Origin of the sequence: Hymenobacter sp. BRD128 (assembly GCF_013256625.1) — a bacterium.
Classification (GTDB): Bacteria; Bacteroidota; Bacteroidia; order Cytophagales; family Hymenobacteraceae; genus Hymenobacter.
Genome location: NZ_CP053908.1, coordinates 3,697,191 through 3,713,330, shown reverse-complemented (window position 1 = coordinate 3,713,330; position 16,140 = coordinate 3,697,191). Strand labels below are relative to the sequence as shown.

Genomic DNA, 16,140 nt, shown 5'->3' with positions numbered 1-16,140 from the left:
AGTAAAAGAAAAACCCAGGCCGATTTGGCCTGGGTTCCGTGCAAATATCAGTATCTTCTGGCAAAAAAGTGCTATTTCAGAATCTCCCGGGAAATAACAATTTTTTGAATTTCGGAAGTACCCTCGTAAATCTGGGTAATCTTGGCATCACGCATGAAGCGCTCCACGTGATACTCTTTCACGAAGCCGTAGCCGCCGTGAATCTGCACTGCTTCGACGGCCGCATCCATCGCCACTTTCGAGGCAAACAGCTTGGCCATGGCGCCGCTCTTGGCATAGTCGGCGTGGTTGTCTTTGTCGGCAGCAGCTTGCAGGCACAGCAGGCGGGCGGCGTCCACGTTGGTGGCCATGTCGGCTAGCTTGAATTGAATAGCTTGGTGCTTAGCGATTTCTACCCCGAAAGCCTTACGCTGCTTGGCGTACTTAATGCTGAGCTCAAGCGAGCCCGAGGCGATACCCAGCGCCTGCGAAGCAATGCCAATGCGCCCGCCGGCCAACACCTGCATGGCAAATTTGAAGCCGAAGCCATCTTCGCCAATGCGGTTTTCCTTGGGCACCTTCACGTCGGTAAACATGAGCGAGCAGGTGTCGGAGCCCCGAATACCGAGCTTGTTCTCTTTAGGACCCTGCACAAAGCCGGGCATGTCCTTATCTACAATCAGTACGTTGATGCCGCGCGACTTCAGCTCGGGGTTCGTTTGGGCAATAACTAGGTACACCGAGGCGGTAGTGCCGTTGGTAATCCAGTTTTTGGTGCCGTTCAGCAGGTAGTAGTCGCCCATATCCTCGGCGGTGGTGCGCTGGCTGGTGGCGTCGGAGCCAGCCTCGGGCTCGGAGAGCGCAAAAGCGCCGATGATTTCGCCCGAGCACAGGCGCGGCAGGTATTTCTGCTTTTGCTCTTCGGTGCCGTATTTCTCCAGTCCCCAGCAAACCAGAGAGTTATTGACGCTCATAATCACCGAGCACGAGGCATCGACTTTGGAAATTTCTTCCATCGCTAGCACATAGCTGATGGTGTCGAGGCCCGAGCCGCCGTATTCGGGGCTCACCATCATACCCATAAAGCCGAGCTCACCCATGCGCTTGACCTGGGCGGCGGGAAATTTCTGCTGTTCATCGCGCTCAATCACGCCTTCCCAGAGCTCACTCTGGGCAAAGTCGCGGGCGGCGGCCTGCACGGCCAAGTGCTCTTCGGTGAGCTGGAAGGGGGAGGCCATGGCCGTGGTAGTCGTCATGTCGGGGTAGGTAGGGGGTGGGAGGGAGAGCAGGTAAGTGCGGCAAAATTACGCCCTAGCCCTGCATCCAGTCGGCAAAGGCGCCCGGCCGCTCGCTGCTTGGCCCGGCGCCTTTGACTTAACTGCTATGTGCGCCGGTTAGTTGCGCCGGCTGCCGTTTAAGAAGGACGCATAGTAAAGCAGCGTGGCCAGCGAGCTCACGGCGGCCACTACGTAGGTCATGGCGGCCCACCACAGGGCGTCTTTGGCCACGGCGTGCTCGTCGGCCGTCACCACGCCACTGCGGTCCATCCAGGCCAGGGCGCGGCGCGAGGCGTCGAACTCGACGGGCAGCGTGATAAACGAAAACACGGTGGCCAGCGCGAACAGCGCTACCCCAATTTCGAGCGGCACGGGCGTGGTGCGCAGCATAAATACGCCGGCCAGCAGCAATAGCGGCATAAAGCGCGAGATGGACGACAACGCCGGCACCAGCGCCGAGCGCAGCTGCAAAAAGCTGTACGACTGCGCGTGCTGCACGGCGTGGCCGCACTCGTGGGCCGCCACGGCGGCGGCGGTGGCCGAGCGCCCGGCGTACACGTCGGCGCTCAGATTCACGGTCTTATCGGTTGGGTTGTAGTGGTCCGAGAGCTGGCCGTCGGTGCTGATAATCTGCACGTCGTAGATGCCGTGGTCGCGCAGCATCTGGCTAGCCACTTCGCGCCCGCTCAGGCCCGAGCGCAGGCCAATGGCGGCATACTGCCGAAACTTGCTGCGCAGCCGCTGTTGAATAGCGAAGCTGACAAGCGTGAGCGCAATGAGAAGAAGATACATGAGTAAAAAAAGTGAGGGCTAAAGCTGGCGGGCTTTCTCGACAAGGCGCGAGGTGCTGTAGCCCGCCACGAGCGGCACGGTGAGCACCTGCCCGCCCCTGTTTAACACCAGTTCGTGGCCCACAATTCCGTCGATGCTGTAGTCGTCGCCCTTCACCAGCACATCGGGTTGCACCATCTCAATGAGCTGTAGCGGCGTGGCCTCGCCAAACAGCACCACGGCATCGACGAAGGCTAGCGCGGCCATAATGCGGGCCCGCGCGGTTTCATCCTGCAGGGGCCGGCCGGGCTTGAGGGCGCTCACCGAGGCATCGGTATTAAGACCCACGACCAGGCGGTCGCCCAGCGCACGGGCTTTTTCGAGGTAATCGACGTGGCCCAGGTGCAGCAGGTCGAAGCAGCCGTTGGTGAACACAATGCGCTCGCCGGCCGCGCGCCAGGCGGCTAGCCTGGCTGGCAGCTGCTCAAGGGTCAGAATTTTAGCGGCAGTCATAATTTCTGTTATCAGTTATCAAGCATCAGTTATTAGGAGGCAAGCACCAAGTTGCTAGCTGGTGATTAATAACTGGAAATTTACTCTGTCATCAGCGGCTCGTCGGCCAGGGCTTCGGCTTCGTCTACCACGTTGCCTTTGTCGGCAGCGGCCACGGCCACGAAGCTGATGCCGCCCAGCAGCACCACCAGCAGCGTTTGGGCGCCGTGCACCACCAGCGCGTAGGCAATGCCCGTTTCTTTGCTCATGCCATAGGCTAGCAGAATGCCCTGCACCAGCAAGTGAAACGGCCCGATGCCGCCCGCCACCGGGGCGGCCATGCCAAACGCCCCGAAGGTGAGTACCGCCAGGGCAGCCTTCATGCCCAGCCCGGAGGTTTCGGGAAAGCAGAAAAAGGCCCAATAGTCCATCAGGTAGTAAACCAGCCAGGTAAAGCAGGTATGGAACAGAAAGGCGGCTTTGTTTTCGAGCTTAACAATGCTCAGAATGCCAGCTACCAAGCCTTCAATAAAGAGGATGACCTTGCCAAATAGCGCGTGTTGGCGCAGGCGCTCCAGGTTGCGAAACAGCGTGTAGCCCACCCCCGCCAGCAGCACCAGTGCGATAATGCCCGCAATGAGCAGCGGCAAAGGGTTGCGGGCAATAGTATCGGCCTTGCCCCCGAGCAGCTTATCGTTGAAAAAGCTCCAGAAGGTATTGAAATCCAGCAGCAGCGTAGCTCCGAGCAGCCCAAGAAGCACCAGCACATCGATGACGCGCTCCGTCACCACCGTTCCCAGCGCCACCTGCACCGGCACGCCGCTCGTGCGCCGCAGCACCGAGCAGCGAATAACCTCGCCCGCGCGCGGCAGCACCAGGTTGGCCAGGTAGCCCACCATCATGGCGTGGTATACCTGCCAGAACGGGGCCGGCGTGCGCGAGGCCGCGAGCTGCATCTGCCAGCGGTAGGCCCGGCTAAGGTAACCCAGCGTAGAAACCACGAGCGAGAGGCCTAGCCAGAAATAATTGGCCGTGCGGATGTAGTGCCCGATGCGCGATAAGTCCTGCCCCCGCACGGCATACCACATCAGGGCGCCCGAAATGCTCAGCAGCAGTGCGTATTTTAAAAAAGTGAGCAGGTGCTTCATGGTTGAATTGAGGAGGAAGAATTATCCTGGGGGCAATGCCTCAGTCTTACTTCCTCATGCCGCATGTTTTAATTAACCCGGTTGTGCTGGTCGGGGAAAATAACGGTGGGCTGGTGGGCGCGGGCCTCCTTAAAATCGACGAGGCCGTAGGAAATGATGATGACGATGTCGCCCACGGCCGCCTTGCGGGCGGCGGGGCCGTTGAGGCAAATCATCCCCGAGCCGCGCGCCCCTTTGATAGTGTAGGTTTCGAGGCGCTCGCCGTTGTTGACGTTCACCACGGTCACCTTCTCATTTTCGACCATGTTGGCCGCGTCGAGCAGGTCTTCGTCGATGGTAATGCTGCCCACGTAGTGCAGCTCGGCCTGGGTAACCTTGGCCCGGTGAATCTTGGACTTGAGAACTTCGATATGCATAAAAGAATAGCCTAAAAGCGCACAAAGATAGCCGCCCCGCTAGCCCGCGTGGGACTAAGCGCCGAGCGGGTTGTACTTTCCGGCCCCAATCTGCTCACTGCCCGTATTTGTTATGCAAAACCAACTTGCCCGCCGCTGGGCACCGGCGCTGCTGGCGGCCGCCCTGCTGCGCCCCCTGGCTAGCCCCGCCCAAACGCCCCTCGGCCAGCCCTCGCTCGATGAGGCTAAGGTGCAAATCTGGTGCGCCACGGCCCGCTACGTGTATGCCGATGCCGGCCGGCCGCAGCTGCAGCGCACGCTGCGCTGCGAGGGCGGCAACCTGGCTGCGCTGGCCGCGAGCCTGCGGCCCGACAGCCTGCGCATCTACTCGGTGCTGTATGCGCCCATTGAAGGCAAGGGCAAGATTTATAAAGGGTTAAAGGATAATCCGGCCCGGTTGGCGGCGCTCACCAAAGCTATTATCAGCAAGCTGAAAGCCTCGCCCGCCCGGCAGCGCGACCCCGCCCGGCTGGCCGGCCTGCAAACCTTGGAAAAAAAGCTGACCGACTACGTGCAGACCGGCCTGCCACCTACCGACCCCGCCCCCGCCCCCCAGGCCGCTGCCGAAGCCAACTCTAACGCCGGCCTGGCCGAAGCCGCCGAGGCTAGCGGCGGGGCTACCCCCCCGCCCGCCCCACCGCGCCCGTAGCCGCCGAGCCACTGCTGAACCGTATTTTTGCCCCGCTAGCTCTTATTCTGAGCATTTTAAGCCTGGTACTTTACGGGATGCTGCGCCTGAGCCTGGGCCGCGAGCTGCGCCGCGCCAGTCCGCCGGCCAGCCGCGAGTTCACGGCTGCCCAGCGCCAGCAAATCGAGGAGCTGGTAGCCCAGCGCGTAGCTGAAAACCAGCGCGTTGCCCACCTTACCCCTGCTGCCGACCCTGATGCGCAGCGGCCGGGCTAGCCACGGCCGCGGCTGCGCCGTATGGGGGGAGATGATGCGCCCAACTTCTCTTTTTATCGGTATGTTGGCCGGGCTGCTGCTGTGCGGCTGCCGCATCTCGAGTTCGCATGCGCCGGGCTATAAGGAAGCCGTGCGCACCAATGCCATTTCCAATAAGCACCTTGTCAGCGAGCCGCCCGCGCTGGAGCGCCCCGCGCCCCGCGTGGGGCCGGACTCCGCAACCATTGTGCACTAGTTTTTTCCCGGTTTGACTTACCCCGCCGCCCGCCGCGACCCGCAGCCCGATACCTACTTTGGCACCTCGGTGCCCGACCCCTACCGCTGGCTCGAAGACCCCGACGCGGCCGAAACCCAGGCGTGGGTGACGGCCGAAAACGAGGTCACGTTTGCTTACCTCGACCAGATTCCGTTTCGTAGCCAGCTGCGCGAGCGCCTCACCCAGCTCTGGAACTACGCGCGCTACGGGGTGCCTAGCCGTGAGGGCGACTTGCTGATTTTCAGTAAGAACGATGGCTTGCAAAACCAGGCCGTGGTGTACGCGGTGCCGGTAGGCCAGTCGCTCGACGCGGCCGAGGTGCTGCTCGACCCCAACCAGTTTTCGGAAGATGGCACCACCGCGCTCATGGGCCTGCACTTCAGCCCCGACCACCGCCACCTGGCTTACACCACCAGCGGGGGCGGCTCAGACTGGCAGCAGATTCGGCTGCTCGACCTGGCCAGCCGCCAGCCCCTGGCCGAAACCCTGGACTGGGTAAAGGTGTCGGATGTGGCCTGGGCCGGCGCGGGTTTTTACTACAGTGCCTACGACGCGCCCCGGCCCGGTGAGGCTGCGCTGGCCGGTAAAAACGAGTTTCACAAGGTATACTACCACCGCCTGGGCACGCTCCAAAGCCAAGACGAGCTGGTGTACGAAAACCCCGACATGGCGCTGGGCTTCCGCATCGCCAGCACTACCGAGGATGAGCGCTGGCTGTGCCTGAGCCTCACCGATGGGCTAGCCGATGGCAACCGCCTGCTGGTGCGCAACCTGCGCGACCCTAGCCAGGCCACCACCTGGACCACGATTCAGCCCAGCTATGAGTTTGACACGAGTGTAATTGGCAACGTGGGCGACGAGCTGTTGCTCTATATCAACGACCACGCGCCCAACTACCGCGTGGTGCGCGTGCACCCTAGCCGGCCCACCGAGTGGCACGACGTTATTCCCGAAGCCGCTGAAAAACTCGAAGGTATTAGCCAGGCGGCGGGCTGCCTGCTCGCTACTTACCTGCACGATGCCAGCTCGCAGGTGAAGGTGTATGCGGAGGGTGGCGAGTTTCGGCACGAAGTGGCGCTGCCGGCCATCGGCACGGCGGGCGGCTTTGGCGGGCGCCGCACCGATGAGGTGCTGTATTATGCCTTCACGTCGTTTACGTACCCGACTACGATTTATCGCTATGACCCGGTGGCTAACGTGAGTACCGTGTTCAGGGCGCCGCAGGTGGATGTGCAACCGGCTGATTATGAAACCACTCAGGTTTTTTATGCCAGCAAGGATGGGACGAAAATCCCGATGTTCATCACCCACAAAAAAGGGCTGGTGCTGGATGGGCAGAACCCGACCTACCTCTACGCCTACGGGGGCTTCAACGTGAGCCTTACGCCGGGCTTTTCGGTGGCTAGGCTCCTGTGGCTGGAGCGGGGTGGCGTGCTGGCCATCCCGAACCTGCGCGGCGGCGGCGAGTACGGCGAGGCCTGGCACCAGGCCGGCATGACGCCCCACAAGCAAAACGTGTTTGATGACTTCGTGGCGGCGGCCGACACGCTCTTTGCCCAGGGCTACACCAGTCCGGAGAAGCTAGCCATCGCGGGCGGCTCGAATGGCGGCCTGCTCGTGGGCGCGATTATGACGCAGCAGCCCGACCTGTGCCGCGTGGCCCTGCCCGCCGTGGGCGTGATGGACATGCTCAAGTACCAGAAATTTACTATCGGCTGGAATTGGGCGCCCGAGTACGGCACCTCCGACGACGAGGCGCAGTTTCATAACCTGCTGGCCTATTCGCCTTTGCATAATCTAAAACCCGGTACCGCTTACCCGGCCACGCTCATTACTACTGCCGACCATGATGACCGCGTGGTGCCCGCGCACTCCTTCAAGTTTGCCGCCGAGCTGCAACACTGCCAGGCCGGAGCTAGCCCCGTGCTCATCCGCATCGACGTAAATGCCGGCCACGGCGCCGGCAAAAGCACCCAGCTCCAGATAGCCGAGTGGGCCGACATGTGGAGCTTCACGCTGTTTGAAATGAGCAAGTAGCGCGAAGCCGGAGCGCCACGCTACTCCACCACCTCCAGCACGGTGCGGAAGGAGTGGTATTTGCCCGCAAATTTTTGGTCCATTTCCTGGCGCAAGGCGGGAGCAAAGTGCTGCTGATACGCCTCGAGCTGGTCGAGGCTAATGCTGAAGTACTGCGCGGCGTAGGTTACGCCGTTGTCCTCCTCGTTGAGCAGGCGCAGCAACTGGCTGCGGATAAAACAGCCCGTGCCCACTACTTCGGCCATGTGGTGCTCGCGCATGTAGGCAACCCACTCGTCGGCAATGCTGGGCTCTAGGCTGGTGGTGACGTTGTAAAGAATCATAAGCGTAAGCGGAAAATGGCGGGCTAGCCTCAGACGCGCATGCCATCGAACTGATAGTCGTTGATGCGGGCCAGAATGGCCTTGGCGTCGAGTTTCTCGGCGGCGGCGGCCTGGGCCAGGGCGGGCAGCTCCTGGTCGCCGGCCAGGCGCAGGGTAAGTATTTGCTTGAGAGTCAGGTTTTTTTCGAGCGCGGCAAAGCGCTGGCCGCTCAGCTCAAAATACCGCTGGCGCACTTCGAGGCGGGCTAGCCGGTCTTGCAGCGTGAGGGCGTAGTGCTGGCGCAGCATCACCAGGGTAATAAAAAACAGCAGCGTGACGGCCGCCAGCGAAAACCACAGCCGCGAAATTTCGGAGTCGTCGCCGGCCACGCCCACGTAGCGCCGCACCGTGTAGCCCACCATCAGCAGCGTGAGGGGCAGCAGCACAAAGTGGTGCAGCGGGTAGTAGCGGGCAGGGTTTTGGGCGGCCATGAGGCGAAAATGCAAGGCTGGTGAGTAAAAACAAGCATACGGGCAAAATGAAAAAAGCTCCGGTCCGGGCCGGAGCTTTTTCAATTACCTTAGGCAATGAGCTTTAAGAAAGCTACTTACATACCCTTGCGGGCATCTTTTGCGGCTTGCTTTTCCATTTTCATCTGGCTCTTGGCGGCTTTCTCCTGGGTGCGGGCAGCCTTGGCATTCTGGCGCTCCATTTTGAGCTGCTCCTTCTGCTGCTTGGCCTGCTGGCGCTGGGCCTTCATCTGGTGCTTGAGGTCGCGGGCCTGGCTCTGTTGAGCTCTGAGGGCCCGGCGGTTTTCGGCTACCGACTGGTCGGCCATCCGGCGCTGGTCGCGCTGCTGGTCGTAGGTAGCCTGGGTGCTCTGCACCGTTTGCGGCGTGGCAACGGCCGGGTCAGTAGTCGTGGTTTGGGCGTGGGCCGAAGTGGTGGCGAAGCTGGCTAGCCCGAAGGCTGCCAAAATAACGAGAGATTTCATCAATAAAAGCCTTTTAAAACAGGCTGGCCTTTCAACGAAATCGGCGCTCAATGGTTGGGCTGGCGTAGCAAATAATAACCCGTTGCGCTAGAAAAAGGACCCTGTTTACCAGGGCTTTATCTGAAAATTATCCCCTCCGCTTTAGTGCGTATGATTGCTCAGCGCCCCAGCCGCGGCCGGCACCGCGCAGCCGCTTTGGCAGCCGTGCTCCAGCTCCGTATCCTCGACCTGCACCGTGCTGTGGTGGATGTGAAACTCGCGCAGCAGCCCTGCCGAGAGGCTGGCCAGCCACGTAGCATCGGCGCCGCCGGGGCGCACTAAGTGGGCCATGAGGGCGGTGTCGTGGCCATCACTGCTCATGCTCCAGATGTGCAGGTCGTGCACGCTCTGCACGCCCGGCTGGGCCAGCATAAATTGCTGAACTTTCTCTAGGTCAATGCCATTGGGCACGGCTTGCAGGCCTAGCCGGATGGTATCGCGCAGCAGGCCCCACGAGCCCGCAGCTATCACGGCCAGCAGCCCGAGGCTGATAAGGGGGTCGAGCCAGGCCCAGTGCGTAAAGTAGGTGATGGCCCCGCCCACCACCACGCCCAGGCTCACCAGCGCATCGGTGAGCATGTGCAGATAGGCGCCGCGCACGTTCACATCGCCCTTCTGCCCGGCCCGGAACAGCCAGGCCGTGAAGCCATTAACCAGAATGCCGGCCCCGGCCAGCCCCATTACGGCCACGCCATTTACGGGCTCGGGGTGGCGCAGGTGGTCGATGGTTTCCCACAAAATGAAGCCGAGCGCGCCGTAGAGCAAGGCCGCATTGAGCAAGGCCACCTGGATGGTGGCGCCCCGGTAGCCAAACGTGTAGCGCCCGGTGGCCGGGCGGCCGGCCAGCCAAGCCGCGCCCCAGGCCAGGGCCAGGCTCAGCACGTCGCTCAGGTTGTGGCCGGCATCGGAGAGCAGCGCGGCCGAGTTGGCCCACAGCCCGCCGATAACTTCAGCCACTACGAAGGCTAGGTTCAGCCCAATGCCGATGGCGAAGGCGGCGCTAAACTTGCCTCCGGCTGGCGGGGCGGCGTGCACGTGGCCGGCGTGCGAGTGGTCGTGGTGGTCGTGGGGCATAAGGCAAAATAGGTAAGCTTTCTGCTTGAACGCAGGTGCGGGGCGCGAGATTCAGGGGAGTAAAAGGAAAGCTATCGGCAGGGGAGCCGGCTAGCCGGGGCAATCGCAAGGTAGCGCTCGCGGCCCGGCGGCTTGGCGAGTGGCTAGCTGGGGTAATAAATCTTCGGCAGCGCGTAGGGGGGCGGTGCGGCTAGGGTATCCTCAAGGGGAAAAGCGGCTGGTTGCCAAATTTTCAACTCAGCCCGCTGCTATGCGTTCATCTTTTGCCAAACCAAGCCCGCTGCTGCTGCTAATTATCTGGCTGGGAATCAACCTGCCAGCCGAGGCTTTCTCGGCGCTGGCCCATCTGGCCGTAGTAGATTCCTGCTGGACCCGGGGGCTGGTGCCGGCGCTTCAGGCGCGCTACCCCGGCGCCACCGCGGCCCAGCTCGACGAGGCCCGCAGCTACGCCTACGGGGGCGCGCTGCTCCAGGACCTGGGCTATTTTCCCGGCAACGCATCGCTTTTTTCCGACCTCACGCACTATGTGCGCAGTGGGGAGTTTGTGGAGGCCTTGCTGGCCGATGCCCGCGACCGCAACGAGCTGGCCTTCGCGCTGGGCGCGCTGAGCCACTACGCGGCCGATGCCAGCGGCCACCCGGCGGGTACCAATGCCGTAACCGGGCTGGTATTTCCGGAGCTGCCCGCCGCGCCGGGCACTGCGCTCACGTATGCCCAGGCGCCGGCCCAGCACACGCAGGTTGAGTTTGCCTTCGACGTGGCCGAGCTGCAAGCGGGCCACTACCGCAGCGAGGAGTTTCACGCCCGCATTGGCCTGCGTGTGTGCCGGGCGCTGCTGGAGCGCAGCTTTCGACGCACCTACGGGCTGCCCCTGGGCCGGGTGCTGCCCCACGTGCCCGAAGGGCTGGCGGCCTTTCGCCTGGTGGCCACGCAGCTGCTGCCGGCAGCCGTGCGGGCCAGCCAGTATGTACCCCAGGCGCGGGTGCGCCAGCTGCCGCTGGCCGAGCAACTGGCCTATTACCGGCGCCTCAACTCGGCCCGTTTTTGCCGGGCGGGCCGGCGGGCCGACCACCTAAGCCTGCAAATGCGCCTGCTGGTGTGGCTGGTGCCCACGCTGCCCCGGCTGGGCGTAGCCCGGCTGCTGGCCTTCCGCCCGCTGCCTGCTGCGGCCGTCGCCACCATGCGGGCCGGCTTCGCTACGGCGCTCGGTAGCTACTCGGCGCTGCTCGGGCACGTGGGCGAGCCGCTGGCCGACCTCAATCTGGACACTGGCCAGCCCAGCCGCCCGGCCGACTACCCCCTGGCCGACCGCACCGCCGCCGCCTGGGCGGCGCGCCTGGCCCAGGCCCGGCTTCCGCTGCCACCGCCGCCGCTGGCGGCCACCCTAGCCGATGGCGCCTCGCAGTAGCACCGCGGCGGGACTAGCCCGCCCGCGCCGCGGCCGAAAAGCTACCGCAGTGCTTTAGCGCTACTTGTTTTTTGTAGCTCGCCTATCGGTAAATATCTACGCGATTTGGTTGCCTACTAAGTAGTTGGGCGCGTCAATACTTCGTCAATCAGCCCGTATTCTTTGGCTTCGTCGGCGCGCATCCAGTAGTCGCGGTCCGAGTCGTCGTGAATCTGCTGGTAGGTTTTGCCAGTGCGCTCGGCGTAGATGCTGTACAGCTCGTGGCGCAGCTTCACCACCTCGCGGGCCGTGATTTCAATGTCGGCCGACGGCCCCTGCACGCCGCCGCTGGGCTGGTGAATCATCACCCGGGCGTGCGGCAGCGCCGAGCGCTTGCCGATGGCCCCGCCCGCCAGTAAAAAGGCGCCCATCGAAGCCGCCAGCCCCGTGCAGATGGTCGATACGTCGGGGTGCACATATTGCATGGTGTCGAAAATGCCCATTCCGGCATACACCGAGCCCCCGGGCGAGTTGATGTACAAGAGGATATCCTTCTTGGCATCGGCCGACTCCAGAAACAGCAGCTGGGCCGTGATGATATTGCCGATAGTCTCTTCCACGGCCGTGCCCAGAAAGATAATGCGGTCCATGATAAGGCGCGAAAACACGTCGATTTCCCGGAAATTCTGCGGGCGCTCCTCAATTACCGAGCGGGTCATGCTGGTCACATAAGGGCGGGCTAGCCCTTCGGCGTGGCGTAGGTACTGGTCCACGGCCAGGCCGTTGAGCCCCTGGCCCTTCACGGCAAATTTGCGAAATTCGGCTTGCGTAAGCATGGTAGTGTTTTTGATACTGAAAAAGGCAAGGCGCAGCCAGCTTCGCTTTCTAAACGAAGTGGGTAAAGCCCGTAAAATCAAGAAATCAATCAGTTAAGCCCAAGGGCGCCGCGCAGCCAGGCGGCTATGCGGTGCGGCCACGCGCCAAGGGGCGGGCCATACAAGCGCGTATGCAGAGCGGCTAGCTCGCGCCGCAACTGGTGCCGCCCCGCCGCCCGCAGGCCGGCGTAGAGGCGTTGCTGCGCCTCGGCATCGGCTTGCAAATCAGCATCCAGCAGCAGTTGGAGCTGCCACTCGGCGGCCGGGCTATGCAGCTGCTGCTCAATGCGCAGGAGGCGTTCGAGTTCGGGACGCATAGGCTTAGGCGGACGTGGTTTCGGCCCCGAAGGCGGCCCGTACCGATTGGCGCAGCCGCTCCAGGCACTTGAATTTTTGCACCGTGGCCGAGCGCACGCTGCCGTAGCCGTGGCTAGCCGTAATCTGGGCTAGCGGCTGCTGGAAGTAGTAGAAATCCAGTAAGATGCGCTTGCATTTCTCGCCCAGCCGCTCCACGTAGTCGAGCACGGCTACTTCGGTTTCGGCCGGCTCGCTGGCGAGCGGCTCCAGGCTGGCGGGCAGGGTTTCGTGGGGCAGGCGGGCGCGGCGGCGCTGCTCGTGGCGCCAGAGGTTGCGGCTGATGCCCACCAGGTAGGTGCTGGCCGAGGCCGTGAGCACCAGCGTGCCGCCCACGGCCTGCTCATAAAGCAGCAGCAGCGCATCCTGAAAAATGTCCTGCGCATCCTGCGCCGACCCACCGTGGCGGCCCACGTGCCGCCGCACCAGCGGAAAGGCGCCGGCGTAAAGCTGCGCAAGGGCCTGCGCGCGGTCGGCCAGCAGGGCTAGCCGCAGGGCGGCCGGGTCAGAAAGCGAAGTAGCAGACATGGTACTAGTTAATCCATTTTTGGCGCAACTATCACCCGGGGTTCTCAAAAATAAAACCCACCTGCCGCCGGGCTAGGGCGGTAGGTGGGTTTAAGGTTGTGATTTAGAAGAAACTGTAGCTGTTACTAGCTTGGCCCGTCTACTTAAAAACCAGCGGCACTACCACTTTCACGCTCAGCGTGCGGCCGATGTTGTACACCCCGCGCCGGCCGCTGAGGTAATTAACCTGCTCGTACTTGAGGCGGCTGAGGTGGCTCTGGTAGGCCACGTCAAACAGATTGTTGGCCGTGAGGTAGAGCGAGAACATCGTGCGGCCCCTGGCGTCGGCCACGTCGGTGCCCAGGCCAGCATTGAATAAGGTGTAAGCTGGCGTGGCCGTTTCGGTGTCGAAGGCGGCGAAGTAGCGGTTTTGGGCGAAGGTCTGCTCCAGCTGAAAGCGGGCGTACATATTCGTAAAGCGCTTGCCCTGGCGGCGGAAATTGCCGCGCAGCTCACTTTGCAGGCGGTCGGCCGGGATGAAGGGTAGAAACTGCTGGTCGGCGGGCACGTCGAGCTGGCGGGCCCGCACCATCGAAAACGAGTTTTCGAAGTGCAGCCAGTCGAGCGGGTGGGGGTGAAAATCGAGCGTGACCTCGCCGCCCAGCAGCCGCGCCTGGCCCTGCACGTAGTTAAACAAGCCGATGTCCGGCCCCCGCGACACGAGCGAGTCGGTGCCCGCCCGGTTCAGCACGCGCTGCTCGAAGATGTAGTTGTTGATGCTGTTCTCGAAGGCATCGACCGTGAAGCGCACGTGGTCGCTGGTGTAGCTCACGCCGGCATCGACCTGCAGGCTGGTTTCGGCCTTGAGGCTGGCATTGCCCACCTCGTAGCGGATAGTGCCTTCGTGCACGCCATTGGCCCCCAGCTCGGCAATGTTGGGCGCCCGGAAACCTCTGGATAGGTTGGCCTTCACCGTGAGACGGTCGCTCAGGTTGTAGGCCGCGCCCAGGCTGCCGCTGTAATTTTGAAAGGTGCTCAGGAAGCCCGGAAACTTGGTTTCGGCGCCCGGCGTGGTGGGTGCGGTGGGCTGCTCGGTCACGCCGTCGAGGTACAGGCTCTGGGCCGAGATGCGGCGCACATCGTAGCGTAGCCCGCCGCTGAGGTCGAGGCCGCCAAACGATTTTTTCAGTACCCCAAACACGCCGCCTTCGGTCATATCATAGGCCGGAATGAGGAATTTAGTGGCCAGGTTGCGGTTTTGCTGGCGCAGGCCGGTGGTGCCCACCGCCACGTTCCAGCCATTAAGCTCGGGCAGGAAGTAGCGCAGCGCGTAGTCCACGGTGCGCAGCTGAAAGTAAAGCTGCGGCGTGTCGGGGGCCAGCACGTCGCCAAATTCGCGGCGCAGGTTCTGCTGGTAGTTCACCTGCAGGGCTAGCCGGCCGCCCCGGTCGCCGACGATAAAGCTGTTGTCGGTGCCAAAGCGCAGGTGGTTAATGCGCTGGCGCGGCACGGCCAGCGCGTAGCCGCGCAATTCATCGTCGCTCACGATGCGCGATTCAACGGTGTTGCCCACCGCCACGTCGCGCACGAAGCGCCCGCTCAGGCTGTCGCGCCCGCCTTCCACCAAGCCCAGGTTTTGGTTGAAGGTGCTGAATGTGAAGTGCGAGTAGCCCCAGCTTTTGTTCAGGCCCACGTAGCCGTTGGCGTCCCACTCGTTAAAGCCCGAGTTGAAAACCTTGCCATCGTAGCGGTTCTGGTAGTTGCCGGCCACCTTGCGGGTGCCGCGCACCAGCCAGTTGAGGCCGTTGATATTGCCCGCGTTTTCGAGCGAGTAGCCCTGCTGGCGGTTGTTGGTCTGGTAGTTGGCCGTGGCCGTGCCCGTAATGTGGCCTTCGGCAATGGGGTCGGGCGCCAGGAAGTTGATGACGCCCGCCATCGCGTCGGAGCCATAGAGCAAGGAGCCCGGCCCCTTGATAATCTCGGCCCGGTCGATGCTAAACTCGTCAATCTCAATGCCGTGCTCATCGCCCCACTGCTGGCCTTCCTGCTTGGCGCCATTGTTTAGCGTCACCACGCGGTTGTAGCCTAGCCCGCGCACCACGGGCTTGCTGATGGCCGCCCCGGTCGTAATCTGGCTCACGCCCGGCGTGTGGGCAATGGCGTCAATGACGTTGGTCGATGACGTTTGATTGAGCCGGGTGCGGTCGATAACCGTGGTGGGCACTGGCGAGCGGCGCAGTTCGGTGGCCTGGCTCACGCCCGTGACCACCACCTGGCCGATTTCGGTGGCCGCCGGCGTCAGCTTGAGGTCGAGCGGCTGGCCGCTGCCAGTGTCTACTGTCTGATTGACAGTATTATACCCTAGCGAAGTTATCTGCACTAGAAACCGGCCCCGGGGTAAATTATTAAAATTGAAATGGCCATCGGCATCGGTGGCCGTGCCCTGCTTGAGGTCGGGAAAAATGACGTTGGCGCCGGGCAGCGCCTGGCCGGTAGCCGCATCGGTGAGGCGCCCGCCAAACGTGGCCGCCGCCCGCGTGCGGGCCGGCGCCACAACGGGCGCTACCTGGCCCGCTGCCGAAAAAGAAAAGGCTAGCGTGCTGGCTACCACCACTGCTGAAGAGGTACGAAGCATAAAAACCGCGAAATGAAAAGGAAGGACTTTCGCGCCGCTAGCCTAAGCCGGCTAGCTGTTACTTACTCACCACGTAGGCGGGCTCCGCAAACAAGCCCCGGCCAACGGCCAGGGCCTGTCTGCATTTTCTCTAAAACCAAACCAGAGAAAAAACCGGAGCCCCTGGCCGCGCAAGGCTAGGTAGCAAATAACTTTCACTCAGCAATAAAGCTGAGTGGTAAGCGAAAGGCTTGAAAAAAATAAAAAGGTTGCGTCCGGGCACTCGCTAGGCCTGCGGTGGGCCGCGCAACGCCGTGCCCCGCAAGGCTACCGCCGAGGCGGCCAGCTGTGCCGGCACCACCAGCGGCCGGTAAATGACCTGCACCCGAGGCTGCGGCAGGCGCACCGGCAGGGCCGGCGCAAAAGACACGCTGTAAAACGTTTCGGTGTGGCAATGCGTGTGGCGGGGGCCTAGCAGCTCGTGGTCAGTGCGTTGGCGGGTGGCCGCTGCCTCGGTGGTGTGGGCGTGGCGGTGCAAAGCCAGCACCCATGCTTCGGGCAGCAGCGTCCGCAGCAGGCAGAGCAGCAGCAACAAGGCGAGGTAAGGGCGAAGCACGGGCCGCAACACAGTAACGCTAGGTAAGCAGTAGAAAGGAGGCCGCCGGGGCAAAATGGT

Annotated in this window: 19 protein-coding genes; 5 read left to right on the top strand and 14 right to left on the bottom strand. The window is 62.7% G+C overall.

Features of this window, described 5'->3' with window-relative positions:
• Positions 1–71 precede the first annotated feature (71 nt).
• From GKZ68_RS16500 to panD, 5 genes are all read right to left on the bottom strand, one after another.
• The gene (locus tag GKZ68_RS16500) at positions 72–1,235 is read right to left on the bottom strand and encodes an acyl-CoA dehydrogenase family protein (RefSeq protein WP_254244042.1); all 1,164 of its coding nucleotides are present in this window, start codon (positions 1,233–1,235) and stop codon (positions 72–74) included.
• Positions 1,236–1,373: 138 nt separating this feature from the next.
• Positions 1,374–2,048 (bottom strand): zinc metallopeptidase, encoded by a 675-nt coding sequence (locus GKZ68_RS16495; RefSeq protein WP_173116700.1) that lies wholly within the window; start codon positions 2,046–2,048, stop codon positions 1,374–1,376.
• A gap of 18 nt (positions 2,049–2,066) precedes the next feature.
• Complete coding sequence (rfaE2, locus tag GKZ68_RS16490; protein WP_173116698.1) at positions 2,067–2,540, bottom strand: D-glycero-beta-D-manno-heptose 1-phosphate adenylyltransferase; 474 nt, start codon at positions 2,538–2,540, stop codon at positions 2,067–2,069.
• An 80-nt stretch (positions 2,541–2,620) separates the two neighbouring features.
• Positions 2,621–3,667 (bottom strand): lysylphosphatidylglycerol synthase transmembrane domain-containing protein, encoded by a 1,047-nt coding sequence (locus tag GKZ68_RS16485; RefSeq protein WP_173116695.1) that lies wholly within the window; start codon positions 3,665–3,667, stop codon positions 2,621–2,623.
• A 68-nt stretch (positions 3,668–3,735) separates the two neighbouring features.
• A complete protein-coding gene (panD, locus tag GKZ68_RS16480) occupies positions 3,736–4,083 on the bottom strand; it encodes an aspartate 1-decarboxylase (RefSeq protein WP_173116693.1) in 348 nt (115 codons plus the stop codon).
• Positions 4,084–4,195: 112 nt separating this feature from the next.
• On the opposite strand from panD, the gene GKZ68_RS16475 reads away from it, so the two are divergent.
• From GKZ68_RS16475 to GKZ68_RS16460, 4 genes are all read left to right on the top strand, one after another.
• Positions 4,196–4,771 carry a hypothetical protein gene (locus GKZ68_RS16475; RefSeq protein ID WP_173116691.1) on the top strand — a complete coding sequence of 192 codons (576 nt, stop codon included), beginning with the start codon at positions 4,196–4,198 and terminating at the stop codon, positions 4,769–4,771.
• A 77-nt stretch (positions 4,772–4,848) separates the two neighbouring features.
• The gene (locus tag GKZ68_RS16470) at positions 4,849–5,025 is read left to right on the top strand and encodes a hypothetical protein (protein ID WP_173116689.1); all 177 of its coding nucleotides are present in this window, start codon (positions 4,849–4,851) and stop codon (positions 5,023–5,025) included.
• Positions 4,976–5,260, top strand: coding sequence for a hypothetical protein (locus GKZ68_RS16465; protein WP_173116687.1), 285 nt, complete (start codon positions 4,976–4,978; stop codon positions 5,258–5,260). Before GKZ68_RS16470 ends, GKZ68_RS16465 begins: the two co-directional genes overlap by 50 nt.
• Positions 5,261–5,272: 12 nt before the next feature.
• Entirely contained in the window at positions 5,273–7,318 is a 2,046-nt protein-coding gene (locus GKZ68_RS16460; RefSeq protein WP_173116685.1) for a prolyl oligopeptidase family protein, read from the top strand.
• A gap of 20 nt (positions 7,319–7,338) precedes the next feature.
• Here the strand turns inward: GKZ68_RS16460 and GKZ68_RS16455 are convergent, their stop codons facing one another.
• The 4 genes from GKZ68_RS16455 to GKZ68_RS16440 all read right to left on the bottom strand — a co-directional run bounded on the left by GKZ68_RS16455 (position 7,339) and on the right by GKZ68_RS16440 (position 9,727).
• Positions 7,339–7,641, bottom strand: a complete 303-nt coding sequence (locus GKZ68_RS16455) for a DUF4286 family protein (RefSeq protein ID WP_173116683.1) — start codon at positions 7,639–7,641, stop codon at positions 7,339–7,341.
• Positions 7,642–7,670: 29 nt separating this feature from the next.
• Complete coding sequence (locus GKZ68_RS16450; protein ID WP_173116681.1) at positions 7,671–8,111, bottom strand: DUF6526 family protein; 441 nt, start codon at positions 8,109–8,111, stop codon at positions 7,671–7,673.
• A gap of 116 nt (positions 8,112–8,227) precedes the next feature.
• Positions 8,228–8,614 carry a hypothetical protein gene (locus GKZ68_RS16445; protein WP_173116679.1) on the bottom strand — a complete coding sequence of 129 codons (387 nt, stop codon included), beginning with the start codon at positions 8,612–8,614 and terminating at the stop codon, positions 8,228–8,230.
• Between the two features lie 141 nt (positions 8,615–8,755).
• On the bottom strand, positions 8,756–9,727 hold the full coding sequence (locus tag GKZ68_RS16440) for a cation diffusion facilitator family transporter (protein WP_173116677.1): 972 nt from the start codon (positions 9,725–9,727) through the stop codon (positions 8,756–8,758).
• 250 nt (positions 9,728–9,977) lie between these two features.
• Between GKZ68_RS16440 and GKZ68_RS16435 the strand changes: the two genes are divergently transcribed.
• Complete coding sequence (locus GKZ68_RS16435) at positions 9,978–11,135, top strand: zinc dependent phospholipase C family protein (protein ID WP_173116675.1); 1,158 nt, start codon at positions 9,978–9,980, stop codon at positions 11,133–11,135.
• Between the two features lie 116 nt (positions 11,136–11,251).
• On the opposite strand, the gene GKZ68_RS16430 is transcribed toward GKZ68_RS16435, so the two are convergent.
• From GKZ68_RS16430 to GKZ68_RS16410, 5 genes are all read right to left on the bottom strand, one after another.
• The gene (locus GKZ68_RS16430) at positions 11,252–11,950 is read right to left on the bottom strand and encodes an ATP-dependent Clp protease proteolytic subunit (RefSeq protein ID WP_173116673.1); all 699 of its coding nucleotides are present in this window, start codon (positions 11,948–11,950) and stop codon (positions 11,252–11,254) included.
• Between the two features lie 89 nt (positions 11,951–12,039).
• On the bottom strand, positions 12,040–12,306 hold the full coding sequence (locus tag GKZ68_RS16425) for a hypothetical protein (RefSeq protein ID WP_173116671.1): 267 nt from the start codon (positions 12,304–12,306) through the stop codon (positions 12,040–12,042).
• Between the two features lie 4 nt (positions 12,307–12,310).
• Positions 12,311–12,871, bottom strand: a complete 561-nt coding sequence (locus GKZ68_RS16420) for an RNA polymerase sigma factor (protein ID WP_173116669.1) — start codon at positions 12,869–12,871, stop codon at positions 12,311–12,313.
• A 139-nt stretch (positions 12,872–13,010) separates the two neighbouring features.
• A complete protein-coding gene (locus tag GKZ68_RS16415) occupies positions 13,011–15,485 on the bottom strand; it encodes a TonB-dependent receptor (protein ID WP_173116667.1) in 2,475 nt (824 codons plus the stop codon).
• A 265-nt stretch (positions 15,486–15,750) separates the two neighbouring features.
• Complete coding sequence (locus GKZ68_RS16410; RefSeq protein ID WP_173116665.1) at positions 15,751–16,080, bottom strand: hypothetical protein; 330 nt, start codon at positions 16,078–16,080, stop codon at positions 15,751–15,753.
• Positions 16,081–16,140 lie beyond the last annotated feature (60 nt).